Genomic DNA, 14,490 nt, shown 5'->3' with positions numbered 1-14,490 from the left:
ACGTCTGCAGATATTCACATCCTCACCGGCTGAATAGACCTAGTCAATACAGGGGGTGCGTCAGTGCCTCCGTCCGGGGGATGTTTGGCTGGACGCATGCGCGCGAACGAGCAGACCGATGACAGGACGGCCGACGTGACGGCCGGGGCCGACCCGCGGGCCGCCGGGCGGGCGGCCCGCCGGGACGCCGCGGTGCGGGCGGCCGTGGAGCAGGGCTTCCTCGACACCGGCGCGCCCCTGGTGGCGCTGCTGGACGTCACCGGCATCCGTGAGTCGGCGGCGGACCTGCGGGCCGCCTTCGAGGCCGTGACAGCGCCCGGCACGCCGGTGCTGCACGCCTTCGCGGTGAAGGCGAGCCCGCTGGTGCCGGTGCTGCGGCTGCTGCGCGAGGAGGGCATCGGCGCGGAGGTGGCCAGCCCGGGCGAGCTGGCGCTGGCGCGCGCCGCGGGCGTGGAGCCGGGGCGCACCGTGCTGGACTCCCCCGCCAAGACGCTCGCCGAGCTGCGGGAGGCGCTGGAGCTGGGCATCGCCGTCAACGCGGACAACCCGCAGGAGCTGGAGCGCATCGATGCGCTGGTGGCCGGCACGGACGTCCGCTCGCCGCTCGGCATCCGGGTGAACCCGCAGGTCGGGGGCGGTTCCATCGAGGCGCTGTCGACGGCGACGGCCACCTCGAAGTTCGGCGTGGCGCTGCGGGACGAGGGCGCGCGTCAGTGGGTGGTCCAGGCGTACCTGGACCGTCCGTGGCTGACCCGGCTGCACGCCCACACCGGCTCCCAGGGCATCGCCCTGACGATGATGGCGCGCGGGGTCGCGGAGACGTACGAACTGGCGGAGGAGATCAACCGGCGGGCCGGACGGCAGCAGGTCGACACCCTCGACATCGGCGGCGGCCTGCCGGTGAACTTCGCCTCCGAGGAGAGCCGCCCCACCTACGCGGAGTACGCGCGGCTGCTCAAGGAGACGGTGCCGGGACTGTTCGACGGGCGGTACGGGCTGGTCACCGAGTTCGGCCGGTCCCTGCTGGCCAAGCACGGCACGGTGGTCACGCGCGTGGAGTACGCCAAGAGCGCGGGCGGCCGGCCGGTGGCGGTGACCCACGCGGGCGTGCAGGTCGCGACGCGCACGGTGTACGCGCCGGAGTCGTGGCCGCTGCGGATCGCCGCCTACGACGCGAAGGGGCTGCCCAAGGAGGGCCCGGCGGTCGTCCAGGACGTGGCGGGCCCGGCCTGCTTCGCGGGCGACCTGCTGGCGCGGGGGCAGGAGCTGCCGCTGCTGGAGCAGGGCGACCACGCGGCGGCGCTGGACACCGGCGCGTACTACTTCGCGCACCACTACGCGTACAACTCGCTCCCGCGCCCGGCCGTCCTCGGCTACGCCCAGGACGCCTCCGGCGCGATCACCTTCGCGACGGTCCGCCCGGCGCAGCCGATCGAGGAGATCGTCGCGGAGTCGGGCGCGGCCCACACCGACGCCCTGACGGGCCTGGGCTGACACGCACGGGGCGTGACCGGACGGGGCGTGACCGGACGGGGCGTGACCGGACGGGGCACGGGCGAGCGCTCGCGCCCCGGGCTCCGCGCCCCGGCCCACCGCGCCCGTCGCCGTCCCGTAGGAGCACGGCCGTGCGCCCGGGCGGCCTCACGGGTGCCGGCGCCCCGGGCGCCGAGTGCGGGGCGAGCACGGTCCGGCGCGGCCCGCGCGGACCCGGCGTGCGCGGACGCCCTGACGGACCTGGGCGGCCAGCACGCGGGCGTGACCGGAGACCGCACTCCCGACCGGCCCGGCGCGTGGCGCGGGTTCGGGTGCCGGGCGGAGGGGCGTGCGAGGCGCGGACACATCCCGGGCGCGTGACCACCACGCGCCCGGTGTCCCGTCAGGCCGCTGTCGTCAGCCGCCGCCGTGCCCCGCCCGGGGACGCGTCGCCCGCGGCGATGCCTGTCGTGCGGTAGGCCTTGACGGCGCGGCCGGCGGGGCGGCCCGCGCCCTTGCGGAGCCAGTCCACGCGGACCCACAGCAGTACGTCGTCGTCGCGCTCCAGGCGGCCGATCCACGCCGCCTTCAGCCACAGCCCCACACCGCACCCGGCGAGCAGCAGTCCGGCCGCGGCGGGCGCCGCGAGGGCCGAGCCGAGCGCGGCGAGGAAGGCGAGCAGCAGCCACCAGCGGTGCGCCCGGCGCCAGTTGCGCGCGGTGACCGCACGGTCCTGCAGCACGTCGTGCCGACCCGCCCGGGCCGCCGCACGGGCCAGGGCGCGGTACCGGCCCCGCCGCGTCAGCGCCACGAGGGCCGCGGCCACGAGGAACAGCGCGGCTCCGCCGAGCACGCCGATCCGCAGCCCCGTCAGGCCCGGTACGAACGCCCCGGCGCCCGCGGCGACGACTCCCAGCCACCACAGTGACGCGGCCCCGGCCCGTACGACGACGGCCACCCGGGCCAGCCCCTGTCCTCCGCGCGTCACGTCCAGCCTCCCGTCTTCCGATTCCTGAGGAAGTCCATCTGTGGGAAGTCCCTTACCGGTGGAACGCCTTCGAGGGAAGTCCCCGCGTCGGACGCTAGCGGGGGAAGCTGAGACGAGTCTGAGAAGACGCGGCTGTCACTCCACGAACAGCCCGCGCGCCGCCGCCCGGGTGTCGAACTCCTCGAGCCGCGCCTGTGCGTCGGGCAGGTCGTCGCACATCGCCTCGAGGAGCACCCGCCCCAGCAGCATCGGCGCGCACGCGGTGTCGAACACCAGCGCCGTGCCGACGGCGGCCGGCAGCAGCAGGTCGGACACCTTGGCGACGGGCGCGAACGCCGAGTCGGCGACGGTGACGACGGTCAGCCCCGACTCCTTGGCGTGGACGAGCGCGTCGAGGACCTCGCGCGGATGCCGCGGCAGCGCGAAGCACAGCAGCGCCGACGCCCCCGCCCGCACGGCCGCGTCGATCCGGTCGAGCAGCATCGTGCCGCCCTCGTTGAGCAGCCGTACGTCCGGGTGGACCTTGGCGGCGAAGTAGGCGAAGCCGTGCGCCTGGGCGGCGGCCGCCCGCAGACCGAGCACGGGCAGCGGCCGGCTGTCCGCGAGCACCCGCCCCGCCCGCCGCACCGGCTCGGGGTCGGCCAGCACCTCCGCGAGATGGCGCAGGTTCTCGATCTCGGCCTCGACGGCCTGCTGGTACTCGTTGGACGAGCGGGTGTCCGGGGCGGGTTCGGCCGGCGCGACCTCCCGCAGGTACCGGCGCAGCGCGGGGTAGCCGTCGAAGCCGAGGGCGACCGCGAAGCGGGTCACGGAGGGCTGGCTCACCCCGGCCAGTTCGGCCAGCTCCACGCTCGACAGGAACGGCACGTCGGCGGCGCGCCGCACCATGCTGTGGGCGATGCGCCGCTGGGTGGGCGTCAGCCGGTGTCCCTCGAACAGCGCCTGGAGACGCGCCGCGGGGCTCTCGGTGCCGCTCATGACCTGACTCCCCCTCGGCCGTCCCCGGCCCATTCATCCGTCGTGACTTCTGCATGCCGTTATACAGGCGCACGCCGCACCGTGCCGGGCGGGCGCCGGACCCGGCACGGATCACGCCTTGTCGTGGATCCGGAGCCCTCTTCCGGGACACGTCCGGATCTCGACGATTTCGCCACGAGATCCGCGCGGCCGGGAACGGCCGGATAGCGTGAGCCGTCGAACAGGTAAGCAATTGTGGACTCAGGTGCCCCACGGGGCACGGGCGCAGGAGTGGGTGGGGGCGTGGACGCGCAGAGTCGTGGGCGGGCGGAAGGGGCCGATCCCGCCGACCAGTGGGTGCTGAATCCGCAGACCGGTGACTACGAGCTGAGGCTGGACGGCGCCCCGCCGCCTCCGACGCCCTCGGTCCCGCGCCAGCGCACCCCGCAGGCGCCCGGGCCGCGTCCCGGCGGCCCGCGCGAGCGCGACCCGGACCCAAGCGACCGGGACGCCGACCCCGGCCCCGACGGCCCCCGCGACTCGCACCGCCGCAAGCGCAAGCAGCCCAAGAGGTCCGGCCGGCGCAAGGCGCTGATGTGGACCGGGGGCGTGATGGGCCTGGTGCTCGTCGGCGGCTCGGCGTTCGCGTACTACTGGTGGGACCGCCTGGGCGGGAACATCGACACCGTCGACATCGGTGACGTCGGCAGCGACACCGTTCTCGGGGACGGCCCGGCCAACATCCTCGTCATCGGCAACGACGTCCGCACCGGCAAGGGCAACGAGGCGTACGGCAACCGGGACAACGTGACCGGGCACGCCGACACCACGCTGCTGTTCCATGTCGCAGGGGACCGGTCCAACGCGACGGTGGTGAGCATTCCCCGCGACCTGATGACCGAGATACCGGACTGCGAGACCCGGCAGTCCGACGGCTCGGCGAAGACGGTCCCCGGCTCGGAGGGCACCACCCGGTTCAACGAGTCCTACGGCGTCGGGGGCCGCGACCCCGGCTGCACCATGCGCACGGTCGAGCAGCTGACCGGCCTGGACGTGGACCACTTCATGATGTTCGACTTCAACGCCGTCAAGACGCTGTCCACGGCGGTCGGCGGCGTCGAGGTGTGCCTGGAGGAACCTCTGAAGGACACCTCGGGCGGCACCGAGCTCGACCTGCCGGAAGGGAAGAGCGTCATCCAGGGCGAGGAGGCGCTGTCGTTCCTGCGCAACCGGCACGGGCTGAAGAACGAGAGCGACCTGGACCGGATCGGGATGCAGCAGAAGTTCGTCGCGTCGATGCTGCGCCGCCTCAAGGAGGACACGCTCGGCAGCCCGTCCAAGATGCTGGACGTCGCCGACGCGGCCACCAAGTCCCTCACCGTGGACAAGGCCATCGGCAGCCCCGCCGAGCTGCTCACCCTCGCCAAGGAGCTCGGCAAGATCGACCTGAAGAACATCACCCTGATGACGCTCCCGGTGATCGACAACCCGGACGAGCCGAAGCCCGTCACCGTGGTCCCTGACCCGGTGAAGGCGCCGCAGGTGTTCTCGATGCTCCAGGACGACGTGTCGTTCACCGAGGTGAAGAAGCAGCAGAAGAAGGCCAAGGACAAGCAGGACGCGTTGCTGAAGGGCGCGCGGGCCGAGGCGTCCGCCGTGCGCGTCGACGTCCTCAACGGCGGCGGCCCGCAGGGCGCCGCCGGGGAGACGATCACCTGGCTGCAGAACAGCGAGGGCGTGTCCCGTTCGGCGAACGGGGGCAACGCCCCCGCCGAGGTCGCCCGCACCCAGCTCGTGTATGCCCCGGACCAGGCCGACCAGGCGCGCAGGCTCGCCGACCTGATGGGGCTGCCCGCCGCCGCCATGAAGCCCACCGCCGAGGCCGGCGGCGACGGGCCGATGACCCTGACCCTCGGCCCCGACTTCAAGAAGGCCGGGGTGCCGGTCACGACGCCGAAGAAGGTCGACGTCCCGCAGTCCCGGGCCGACGAGAAGATGTGCAAGGGCTGAGACAAGGACGGCGCGCGAGGGCAGGTGAACGGCGGCCCGCCCGAGGACGGGAACGGGGGTTACCCCCAGTGCGGGCGGGCTTCCGCGTGCCTACCTTGTGAGGCATGACCGGAATGGACGCGCGGGACGCCGAGCTGAAGAAGGAACTCCACGCCTCCCTGCAGGCCCGCAGGGAGCTGGGCGAGGAATACGAGTCCGCCCTGGTCGACTCGTTCCTGGAGAAGGTCGACCAGCGCATCGACGGCGCCGTGGAGCGCCGGGTCCGGCGGCAGCTGGCCGAGCACCGGCTGACGTCCGCCCGGGACGCGCGGGCGCCGAAGGCCACGGACTCCTGGGGCGAGCGGTTCGGCTTCGGGATCGTGTCGCTGGTGCTGGCGGTGCCGCTGTCCGCGATCGGCGGGGGCGTGGCCGAGCTGCCCGGCCTGCTGGTCGCCTGGGCGGGGATCGTGGGCGTGAACGTCGTCCAGGCCGTGCGCACCAACCCGGGGCTGTTCCGCGGCCGTCGGCCCGCGCGGGACGACGACGCCTGGGAGGACTGAGCCGCACGGAGGAAGCGGCGCACGCGCGCCGGGGAGAAGAGATTGGCGCGGGGACCGCCGCACCCCCGTTGCCGGGGGGCGGGACGACGGCGGTCCCCGCGAACACGCGCTCCGCCTCCGGCGTAGTGCGTCGCACAGGCGTCCATGGAGGTCCGGGAGCCGCTCCGGAGGTCCTTCGACGCCGTGTGGCCGTCGGCCGGAACGGGGAGCCGCTCCCGTCCCGCCGACATCCATCACTGTGCCGGAGCTGTGTTAACCGGGTGCTGCGCGGGCGTGACGTGCTCGTACCACTTCCGCGAAGGGTGTGCCCGCCATGCCCGCGCGGGACCGACCGCGCCCTTGGGCCCGGGTGCGGGCCGTCGCGGGTTGCGCGCGCAGTTCCCCGCGCCCCTTCGGGACGCGGCCCCGGCAGCACCCTCAGAGGCGCGGGAAACTGCGCGCCAAGCCCCCACTCCGCCGCGGACGGCATCGAACCGCATCCTCAGGGGCGCGGGGAACTGCGCGACCAGCCCCCACCCCGCCGCGGGGACGGCTGCCTCAGGCGCCGGTCTTGGCGAGGAAGGACAGCAGGTCCTGACGGCTGACCACCCCGGTCGGCTTGCCCTCGACCAGCACGATCGCCGCGTCCGCCTTGCCCAGCACGGCCATCAGGTCCGCGACCGGCTCACCGGAGCCGACCTGCGGCAGCGGCGCGGACATGTGCTTCTCCAGCGGGTCGTCGAGCGAGGCGCTCTTGCTGAACAGCGCGTCCAGCAGCTCGCGCTCCACGACCGAGCCGACGACCTCGGCGGCCATCACGTCCGGGTGGCCGGCGCCCGGCTTGACGACCGGCATCTGCGAGACGCCGTACTCGCGCAGCACCTCGATGGCCTGGCCGACGGTCTCGTCGGGGTGCATGTGGACGAGGGACGGGATGTGGCCGCCCTCCTTGTCGTCCAGGACGTCGGCGACGCGGGCGCTCGGGCCGCTGTCCTCGAGGAAGCCGTAGTCGGCCATCCACTCGTCGTTGAAGATCTTGCTGAGGTAGCCGCGGCCGCTGTCCGGCAGCAGCACGACGACGACGTCGTCCTCGCCGAGCCGGGAGGCCACCTCCAGCGCCGCCACGACCGCCATGCCGCAGGAGCCGCCGACCAGCAGGCCCTCCTCCTTGGCGAGCCGGCGGGTCATCTGGAAGGAGTCCTTGTCGGAGACGGCGACGATCTCGTCCGCGACGTCACGGTCGTAGGCGGACGGCCAGAAGTCCTCGCCGACGCCCTCCACCAGGTACGGCCGGCCGGAGCCGCCGGAGTACACCGAGCCCTCGGGGTCCGCGCCGATGACCTTGACGCGGCCCTCGCTGGCCTCCTTGAGGTAGCGGCCGGTGCCGGAGATGGTGCCGCCGGTGCCGACGCCGGCCACGAAGTGGGTGATCTTCCCCTCGGTCTGCTCCCACAGCTCGGGGCCGGTGGAGTGGTAGTGCGACAGGGGGTTGTTCGGGTTGGAGTACTGGTCCGGCTTCCAGGCGCCCGGCGTCTCACGCACCAGCCGGTCGGAGACGTTGTAGTAGGAGTCGGGGTGCTCGGGGGCCACCGCCGTGGGGCAGACCACGACCTCGGCGCCGTACGCGCGCAGGACGTTGATCTTGTCCGTGGAGACCTTGTCCGGGCAGACGAAGATGCACTTGTAGCCCTTCTGCTGGGCCACGATGGCAAGTCCGACGCCCGTGTTGCCGCTGGTCGGCTCGACGATCGTGCCGCCGGGCCGCAGCTCGCCGCTCTTCTCCGCCGCCTCGATCATGCGCAGGGCGATGCGGTCCTTCACGGAGCCGCCCGGGTTGAAGTACTCCACCTTGGCCAGGACGGTGGCCCTGATGCCCTTGGTCACGCTGTTGAGCCGCACCAGCGGGGTGTTGCCGACGAGGCTGATCATCGAGTCGTGGAATTGCACCGTTGTCTCCGGATGCTGCAAAAGAGGTGGTCGTGGTGGTGATGCCAGCCTAGGCCCTCCCCGGGGCCGGACCCGGCCGGGTCGTTCACTCCCCGTCTGGATTGGACCACCGTCCGTACGGGGCAAGACCTGGGTGTACGGCTACGAGGAGGTGGCGGCGAGCATGACGGGCATGTCGAGGGCGCGGGTGGCCCGGCGCATCGCGGCCGGCGCCGCGTACGGCGGCGGGGGGATCGGGCTGGCCGGAGCGGCGGCCGTGGGGCTGCTGCTGGCGGAGGCGCAGCTGGCCCGGCGCCGTGTGGGCAACGGCACGACTCCTCACGTCCCCCACCCGGACGGGCTGTACGGCGCCTCGTACACGGTGCCGGGTGAGCCGGCGCTGCGGCTGACGATGCTGGGCGACTCCACGGCGGCCGGGCAGGGCGTGCACCGGGCCGGGCAGACTCCGGGCGCGCTGATCGCCTCCGGGGTGGCGGCGATCGCGGAGCGCCCGGTGGGGCTGTCCACCGTCGCGGTGCCCGGGGCCCGCTCGGACGACCTGGACCGGCAGGTGAGCCTGGCACTGGCGGACCCGTCGCGGGTGCCGGACATCTGCGTGATCATGGTCGGCGCCAACGACGTCACCCACCGCATGCCCCCCACCCGCTCCGTGCGCCACCTCGCCGGGGCGGTGCGCCGGCTGCGGACGGCCGGCGCGGAGGTGGTGGTCGGCACGTGCCCGGATCTCGGCACCATCGAGCCGGTGAGCCAGCCGCTGCGCTGGCTGGCCCGCCGCGCCTCGCGGCAGCTCGCGGCGGCGCAGACGATCGGCGTGGTCGAGCAGGGCGGGCGCACGGTGTCGCTGGGCGACCTGCTGGGCCCGGAGTTCGCGGCGAACCCGCGGGAGCTGTTCGGCCCGGACAGCTACCACCCCTCGGCGGAGGGGTACGCGACGGCGGCCATGGCGGTGCTGCCGACGGTGTGCGCGGCACTGGGCCTGTGGCCGGCGGAGGAGGACCGCCCGGACGCCGCCCGCCGCGAGGGCTTCCTGCCGGTGGCGCGCGCGGCGGCGGAGGCCGCCTCGGAGGCGGGCACGGAGGTCACGGCCGCGATGCCGACGGGCCCCCGAGGCGCCTGGGCCCTCCTCAAACGCCGGCGCAGGCGCCGGGTGACGGAGTCGGAGCCCGAGCCGTCGGCCCAGCCGTCCCCGTAGGCCACCGCCCGGCCCGGGACGCGCGGGGCGCCCGCCCTCGCCGCACGGCCGGACGCGGGGCACGGGACGTCCGCCGCCCCTGCGGGCGTTCGTGCGGCCAGGGACGGCACAGCCGCATCCCCTGCGGGCAGTCGTGCCGCCCGGGGCGGCACGGGTGGGCGCAGGCGGCACGGGCGGGGACGCGCCCACGCCGACCCGCTGCCGCGCAGGGCGAACACGCCCCTCGTTCGCGCACCCCGGGAGGGTGTACACCGGTAAGGGTGGGACGACCCGCCCCCAGGGTCGGAAAAAGCAAGCGCTTAGAAAGTTGCGGCCCATGTCACACCCCGACACCCGTGACCCCGGTCATACGTACGGGTAACTTCCCAACGGACGCCGCCCAGCGCCCCGCCGCACCCTCTTCACTCTGGAGCCGTGATGCCCGAAGCCGTGATCGTTTCCGCCGCCCGCTCCCCCATCGGCCGCGCCTTCAAGGGCTCGCTCAAGGACCTGCGCCCGGACGACCTGACCGCCACGATCATCCAGGCGGCCCTCGCCAAGGTCCCCGAGCTGGACCCGCGGGACATCGACGACCTGATGCTCGGCTGCGGTCTGCCGGGCGGCGAGCAGGGCAACAACCTCGGCCGAATCGTCGCCGTGCAGATGGGCATGGACCACCTCCCCGGCTGCACGATCACCCGTTACTGCTCCTCCTCGCTGCAGACCTCCCGCATGGCGCTGCACGCCATCAAGGCCGGCGAGGGCGACGTCTTCATCTCGGCCGGCGTCGAGACGGTCTCGCGCTTCGTGAAGGGCAACTCCGACAGCCTCCCGGACACGCACAACCCGCTGTTCGCCGAGGCCGAGGCCCGCACCGCCGAGGTCGCCCAGCAGGAGGGCACCACCTGGCACGACCCGCGCGAGGACGGCCTGGTCCCCGACCCGTACATCGCGATGGGCCAGACCGCGGAGAACCTCGCCCGCTGGAAGGGCGTCACCCGCCAGGAGATGGACGAGTTCGGCGTCCGCTCGCAGAACCTCGCCGAGGAGGCCATCAAGAACGGCTTCTGGGAGCGCGAGATCACCCCGGTGACGCTGCCCGACGGCACGGTCGTCAGCAAGGACGACGGCCCGCGCCCCGGCGTCACCATGGAGGGCGTCTCCGGCCTGAAGCCCGTCTTCCGCCCGGACGGTCTCGTCACCGCCGGCAACTGCTGCCCGCTCAACGACGGCGCCGCCGCGCTCGTCATCATGAGCGACACCAAGGCCCGCGAGCTGGGCCTGACCCCGCTGGCCCGGATCGTGTCCACCGGCGTCTCCGGCCTCTCCCCGGAGATCATGGGCCTCGGACCGGTCGAGGCGAGCAAGCAGGCCCTCGGGCGGGCCGGCCTGACCGTCGACGACATCGATCTGTTCGAGATCAACGAGGCGTTCGCCGCCCAGGTGATCCCGTCCTACAAGGACCTGGGCATCCCGCTGGACAAGCTGAACGTCAACGGCGGCGCCATCGCCGTCGGCCACCCCTTCGGCATGACCGGCGCCCGCATCACCGGCACGCTCATCAACTCCCTGCAGTTCCACGACAAGCAGTTCGGTCTGGAGACCATGTGCGTCGGCGGCGGGCAGGGCATGGCGATGGTCATCGAGCGCCTGAGCTGAGTCCGCCCACCACTGCGTCACCGCGGCGGCACAGTGCGTGAGAAAGCGGCCCGGCACCCCCGTCCCCCGGGGTGCCGGGCCGTTCTGTGATCCAAATTCCCCCAGGATGTGACCTACGCCTCGCGGGCGGGGCATCCGCGCAGGTCACGGAAGTCGCGTCAGGTGTCCCCACCCCGTCGGACTGTCCGATTCGTGACGTTACGCACTGACAGATGGTTAGTCCGCCCTTCAAGCTGATGTAGGAAGTCGGGGGTCGACTGTGAACCGGGAGTACGTCAGTGAGCGCCATGCCGATCGCCCTGCTGATCACCACGGCCGCCACCGGCGCCGTGGGCGTCGCCGTCCTGCGCAGCGTGCTGGTGCTGCGCCGACAGGTCGCGGCACTGCACACCGAGCTGGCCAGGAGCCGGACCACGGGCCGTGCCCAGGTCCCGCCCGCCCGCTCGGCCGGACCGGACGAGATACGCGCCGCGGTCGCGGAGGCGCTCGCCGAGGAGCGGGAGCGCGAGCTGGCCGAGGCGCGGGCGTTCTGGGCCGCCCAGGAGGCCCGTGACGCCTTCGACGGCCCCTCCCTGCTGGGTCTGCCCGACAGTGAGCTGTTCCTGCCCAGGCAGGCCGATTTCGCGGGTCTGGAGCCGGTCTCCGAGCCCGGCGCCGACACCGAGGAGCACGCCGGGGACTCCCCCGAGCTGGCCGCGGCCCGCCGCCGTCATCCCTCGCACCCGGACTTCGTGCCGCACTCCTCGCCGGTCGTGAGCGACCACGAGCGCACGGTGGAGGTGCTGGAGGAGCTGGCGGCCGCGCGCACCGAGCTGACCGACGTCCGTCCGGGCCCGCTGGGCACCCTGGACGTGTACGTGTTCGCCGACGGCACCACGCTGTGCATGACGCCGGGCCACCGCGAGACCGCGGACCGGCTGGCCGAGGCGCTGCGGGCGGGCGAGAAGCCGTTCCTGCTGGGCGGCTCCGGCATCTCCGGGGCGTACACGCTGACGTTCTCCTGCGGCGAGGACAGCGTCTACATCCTCGCGGACCGCGTCATCGCGTCCCTGTAGTTCCCGATGCCCCCGGCGTCCCGGGGGCGCCCCTGTACCGCCCGGCGCACGCTCCTCGCGGGGTCACACACCCGCGCGCTCGCGTGCCTCCTCGACGAGCCGGGCGGCTTCGGCCACTTCCTCGTCGCTTCTGAGCACGAGGGCGAAGTCGTGTCCGGCGACGGTGATCTGGTCAGCGGCGGCGAACATGCCGGCGTCCGGCATCTCGCGCGGCTCGGTGCCCGGCTCCTCGACGAGCTGGGTGCGCCGCGCCAACTCCCTGGCCAGGGCGAGCGCCTCGGCCGCCGCCCCTCGCTGCAGCCGGCTCTGCGGCGCGGCCCGCAGGCGGTCGGCGAAATGATCCACGGCACGGGTGAAGGGCGTCGTATCAACCACGCGGCGAGCGTACGCGGCGCGGCAGGACTGTTGCCAACGGACGGGTGCTCGGGCACGGTGACCTGAAGGACCGGCTTGTATCCCAGCGTCCGGAGGCGCCGATGTCCCAAGTCTTCTCCGCAGAGACCCATCGCAACATGCTCGCCCGCATCCCGCACTGCACCGGTCGTGAGATCTCCGACTGGCTGCGCACCGTCGAAGAAGGCCCGGCGCTCGTCCGCTTCGAGGAGAAGGTCAGCTGGCTGAGGCACGAGTACGACCTGGCGTACGGCCACGCCAAGGCGATCGTGCACGAGTACGACCTGCGCAGGGCGGCGCGCAGGCTCCTCTAGCCGGCGCCCGGCCCGTCCCCCGGAACGGACCTGGAGACACGGCGAAGGGCCCCGGCCGGAACCGGGGCCCTTCGTCATGCCGTGCGGCGGACGCCGGGGCGTCAGTCGCTGTTGAGGATCGAGATGAGCCGCAGGAACTCGAGGTAGATCCACACCAGGGTCAGCGTGAGGCCGAAGGCGGCGAGCCAGGCCTCCTCACGCGGGGCACCGTAGGCGATGCCGTCCTCGACCTGCTTGAAGTCCAGGGCGAGGAAGCAGGCGCCGAGGATGATGCCGATGACGCCGAACAGGACGCCGAGGGCGCCGCTGCGGAAGCCGAGGCCGTCGCCGCCGCCGATCACCGCGAACAGCAGGTTCACGGCCATCAGCAGGATGAAGCCGAGGGCTGCCGCCATCACGAAGCCGTAGAAGCGGCGGTTGACGCGGATCCACCCGGCCTTGTAGGCCACCAGCACACCGGCGAACACCGCCATGGTGCCGAGCACGGCCTGCATGGCCGCGCCGTCGGCGATGCGGTTGTCGACGACGCTGGAGACGACGCCGAGGAACACGCCCTCGAAGGCGGCGTAGGTCAGGATCAGCGCGGGCGACGCCTTGCGCTTGAACGCCTGCACGAAGCCCAGGACCATGGCGATCAGCGCGGCGCCGATGCCGATGCCGTAGGACCGGCCGATGTTGGCGTCGTCGACCGGCAGCAGCGCCCAGGCGAGCGCGGCGGTGACGACGAGCACGCCGAGCGTGGTGCCCGTGCGCATCACGACGTCGTCGATGGTCATGCGGCCGGTCGCGGCGGGGGCCTGCGGCGGCGCGCCGTACTGCTGCTGCTGCGCGTACGGGTTCTGGGCGTACGGGTTGCCCGTCGGCTGGGCGTACGGGTTGGCCTGCGTGGCGACTGCGGGGCCCCCGGCCTGCGGCGCGGTGTTGAAGCCCGCGTAGCCGTTGTCGCGGCCGAACCCCCGTCGCGAGAAGACCGGGTTGCTGCTCCTCATTTCACTCCTCCATGGCCACTCGATGCGGCCTTGGCTCAAGAGTAATAGGTAGGCAAAGGAATGACCCTAATGCTTGGGGAGGATCTTTCCCTCGTTGTGCTGCGCAACACGCTACGCGTCCTGGTGATTCCCTTCACGGCCGGTCACGGACCGGTACCGAGCCGGTACCTGCCCGGAACCGGCCGGAGACAGTGATCACTCCAGGGGGAGTCCGGTGTAGCCCTCGGCGAAGTCGGCCGCGGCGGACCGGGAGGTGGCGATGCGGTCCGGACGGGCGAGCCGCAGCCGGTCGTCGAAGGCGGTGGTGCCGGGGGCGCGGTGCAGCAGCGCGGTCATGTCGTGGGAGAACCGCTCGGCCTGCCGGACGCGGCACAGACAGGCGTCGGATAGGCGTCGAGCAGTTCGGCGGAGCCAGCCGCAGCAGCCGCGCCGGCATCAGCCCGGCAGGACCGGCCCCCACGATCCCCACCGTGGTGCGCATCGGTCGTCCCCCTTCGCCCGCGGCCGAACGCGAGGTCCCGACCACGCCCATACGGGTGCCAACGGCCGCGCGGGGCGTCCGGGGAAGCCGGGGGCGAGCGTGGGGAGGGCGTGGTGGTGCCCGGAGCCGGACTTGAACCGGCACGCCCGCTCAGGGGCAGCGAGGTTTAAGCTCGCCGTGTCTGCATTCCACCATCCGGGCAGGCCGTGGGCCCCGCTTCGCGGTTCCGAGCCTATCGGTGACCCTCCCCCCGACTGCGGCGGGATGGACCGATCTTGTCTTATTTTATTGGCGCCTGAGGGAGCATCAGACACCGGAACGCACCGTCAGCACGTGCCACCAGCCTTGCCTGCGACGAGGCCCCCCGCACGTGAAATGACGGGATTTCACCGTCCGGGACAGGGCGCCCCACCCTTTCCGGGGACGACCCGGGTAGGGGTCTCCCGTCATCCCCAGGTATGACCCGGCGTCCGGCGCTCCCTCCCGAGTCGCCCCCGGGAACCGGAGCTGCGGCTGACTCCGCGGCGGCGAAGCC

12 protein-coding genes, 1 tRNA gene and 1 pseudogene are annotated in these 14,490 nt (G+C 73.1%); 7 read left to right on the top strand and 7 right to left on the bottom strand.

Annotation, left to right across the window (positions count from 1 at the left end; all coding sequences use genetic code 11):
• Nucleotides 1–96: 96 nt before the first annotated feature.
• The gene (locus ELQ39_RS19165) at nucleotides 97–1,494 is read left to right on the top strand and encodes a diaminopimelate decarboxylase (protein WP_190002749.1); all 1,398 of its coding nucleotides are present in this window, start codon (nucleotides 97–99) and stop codon (nucleotides 1,492–1,494) included.
• A 382-nt stretch (nucleotides 1,495–1,876) separates the two neighbouring features.
• Here the strand turns inward: ELQ39_RS19165 and ELQ39_RS19160 are convergent, their stop codons facing one another.
• Nucleotides 1,877–2,461, bottom strand: coding sequence for a hypothetical protein (locus ELQ39_RS19160; protein ID WP_242593000.1), 585 nt, complete (start codon nucleotides 2,459–2,461; stop codon nucleotides 1,877–1,879).
• A 135-nt stretch (nucleotides 2,462–2,596) separates the two neighbouring features.
• The gene (locus tag ELQ39_RS19155) at nucleotides 2,597–3,439 is read right to left on the bottom strand and encodes a MurR/RpiR family transcriptional regulator (protein WP_225626861.1); all 843 of its coding nucleotides are present in this window, start codon (nucleotides 3,437–3,439) and stop codon (nucleotides 2,597–2,599) included.
• A gap of 282 nt (nucleotides 3,440–3,721) precedes the next feature.
• Between ELQ39_RS19155 and ELQ39_RS19150 the strand changes: the two genes are divergently transcribed.
• Together ELQ39_RS19150 and ELQ39_RS19145 are read left to right on the top strand one after the other, a co-directional pair.
• On the top strand, nucleotides 3,722–5,428 hold the full coding sequence (locus tag ELQ39_RS19150; protein ID WP_242592998.1) for an LCP family protein: 1,707 nt from the start codon (nucleotides 3,722–3,724) through the stop codon (nucleotides 5,426–5,428).
• A 113-nt stretch (nucleotides 5,429–5,541) separates the two neighbouring features.
• On the top strand, nucleotides 5,542–5,967 hold the full coding sequence (locus ELQ39_RS19145; protein WP_225641244.1) for a hypothetical protein: 426 nt from the start codon (nucleotides 5,542–5,544) through the stop codon (nucleotides 5,965–5,967).
• Nucleotides 5,968–6,504: 537 nt separating this feature from the next.
• Here ELQ39_RS19145 and ELQ39_RS19140 read toward each other — a convergent pair.
• Nucleotides 6,505–7,893, bottom strand: coding sequence for a cystathionine beta-synthase (locus ELQ39_RS19140; protein WP_190002753.1), 1,389 nt, complete (start codon nucleotides 7,891–7,893; stop codon nucleotides 6,505–6,507).
• A 163-nt stretch (nucleotides 7,894–8,056) separates the two neighbouring features.
• Here ELQ39_RS19140 and ELQ39_RS19135 point away from each other — a divergent pair, with 163 nt between their 5' ends.
• From ELQ39_RS19135 to ELQ39_RS19125, 3 genes are all read left to right on the top strand, one after another.
• Complete coding sequence (locus ELQ39_RS19135; RefSeq protein ID WP_242592996.1) at nucleotides 8,057–9,085, top strand: SGNH/GDSL hydrolase family protein; 1,029 nt, start codon at nucleotides 8,057–8,059, stop codon at nucleotides 9,083–9,085.
• A 417-nt stretch (nucleotides 9,086–9,502) separates the two neighbouring features.
• Nucleotides 9,503–10,723: an acetyl-CoA C-acetyltransferase gene (locus tag ELQ39_RS19130; protein WP_242592994.1), complete on the top strand. Its 1,221-nt coding sequence runs from the start codon at nucleotides 9,503–9,505 to the stop codon at nucleotides 10,721–10,723.
• A gap of 278 nt (nucleotides 10,724–11,001) precedes the next feature.
• A complete protein-coding gene (locus tag ELQ39_RS19125) occupies nucleotides 11,002–11,778 on the top strand; it encodes a hypothetical protein (RefSeq protein WP_242592992.1) in 777 nt (258 codons plus the stop codon).
• 63 nt (nucleotides 11,779–11,841) lie between these two features.
• Here the strand turns inward: ELQ39_RS19125 and ELQ39_RS19120 are convergent, their stop codons facing one another.
• Nucleotides 11,842–12,153, bottom strand: a complete 312-nt coding sequence (locus tag ELQ39_RS19120; protein WP_225641090.1) for a hypothetical protein — start codon at nucleotides 12,151–12,153, stop codon at nucleotides 11,842–11,844.
• Nucleotides 12,154–12,254: 101 nt separating this feature from the next.
• Here ELQ39_RS19120 and ELQ39_RS19115 point away from each other — a divergent pair, with 101 nt between their 5' ends.
• On the top strand, nucleotides 12,255–12,485 hold the full coding sequence (locus ELQ39_RS19115; RefSeq protein ID WP_033276183.1) for a DUF4287 domain-containing protein: 231 nt from the start codon (nucleotides 12,255–12,257) through the stop codon (nucleotides 12,483–12,485).
• A 101-nt stretch (nucleotides 12,486–12,586) separates the two neighbouring features.
• On the opposite strand, the gene ELQ39_RS19110 is transcribed toward ELQ39_RS19115, so the two are convergent.
• The 3 genes and pseudogenes from ELQ39_RS19110 to ELQ39_RS19100 form a co-directional block, all read right to left on the bottom strand.
• Nucleotides 12,587–13,474 carry a Bax inhibitor-1/YccA family protein gene (locus ELQ39_RS19110; RefSeq protein ID WP_242592990.1) on the bottom strand — a complete coding sequence of 296 codons (888 nt, stop codon included), beginning with the start codon at nucleotides 13,472–13,474 and terminating at the stop codon, nucleotides 12,587–12,589.
• Nucleotides 13,475–13,669: 195 nt separating this feature from the next.
• Nucleotides 13,670–13,887 (bottom strand): annotated as a pseudogene (locus ELQ39_RS19105) (4-hydroxybenzoate 3-monooxygenase); the annotation flags it as partial.
• A 182-nt stretch (nucleotides 13,888–14,069) separates the two neighbouring features.
• Nucleotides 14,070–14,156, bottom strand: a tRNA-Leu gene (locus tag ELQ39_RS19100).
• Nucleotides 14,157–14,490 lie beyond the last annotated feature (334 nt).

Origin of the sequence: Streptomyces sp. GB4-14, from assembly GCF_022696125.1 — a bacterium.
Classification (GTDB): domain Bacteria; phylum Actinomycetota; class Actinomycetes; order Streptomycetales; family Streptomycetaceae; genus Streptomyces; species Streptomyces werraensis.
Note: the sequence above shows the minus strand (reverse complement) of the source record. Positions and strands in the feature narration are given on the sequence as shown.

Excerpts from the sequence above, each read along its gene's own strand:
- ELQ39_RS19130 (WP_242592994.1), top strand. The coding sequence starts at position 9,503 with ATGCCCGAAGCCGTGATCGTTTCCGCCGCCCGCTCCCCCATCGGCCGC.
- ELQ39_RS19145 (WP_225641244.1), top strand. The coding sequence starts at position 5,542 with ATGGACGCGCGGGACGCCGAGCTGAAGAAGGAACTCCACGCCTCCCTG.
- ELQ39_RS19110 (WP_242592990.1), bottom strand. The coding sequence starts at position 13,474 with ATGAGGAGCAGCAACCCGGTCTTCTCGCGACGGGGGTTCGGCCGCGAC.
- ELQ39_RS19135 (WP_242592996.1), top strand. The coding sequence starts at position 8,057 with ATGACGGGCATGTCGAGGGCGCGGGTGGCCCGGCGCATCGCGGCCGGC.
- ELQ39_RS19165 (WP_190002749.1), top strand. The coding sequence starts at position 97 with ATGCGCGCGAACGAGCAGACCGATGACAGGACGGCCGACGTGACGGCC.
- ELQ39_RS19155 (WP_225626861.1), bottom strand. The coding sequence starts at position 3,439 with ATGAGCGGCACCGAGAGCCCCGCGGCGCGTCTCCAGGCGCTGTTCGAG.
- ELQ39_RS19115 (WP_033276183.1), top strand. The coding sequence starts at position 12,255 with ATGTCCCAAGTCTTCTCCGCAGAGACCCATCGCAACATGCTCGCCCGC.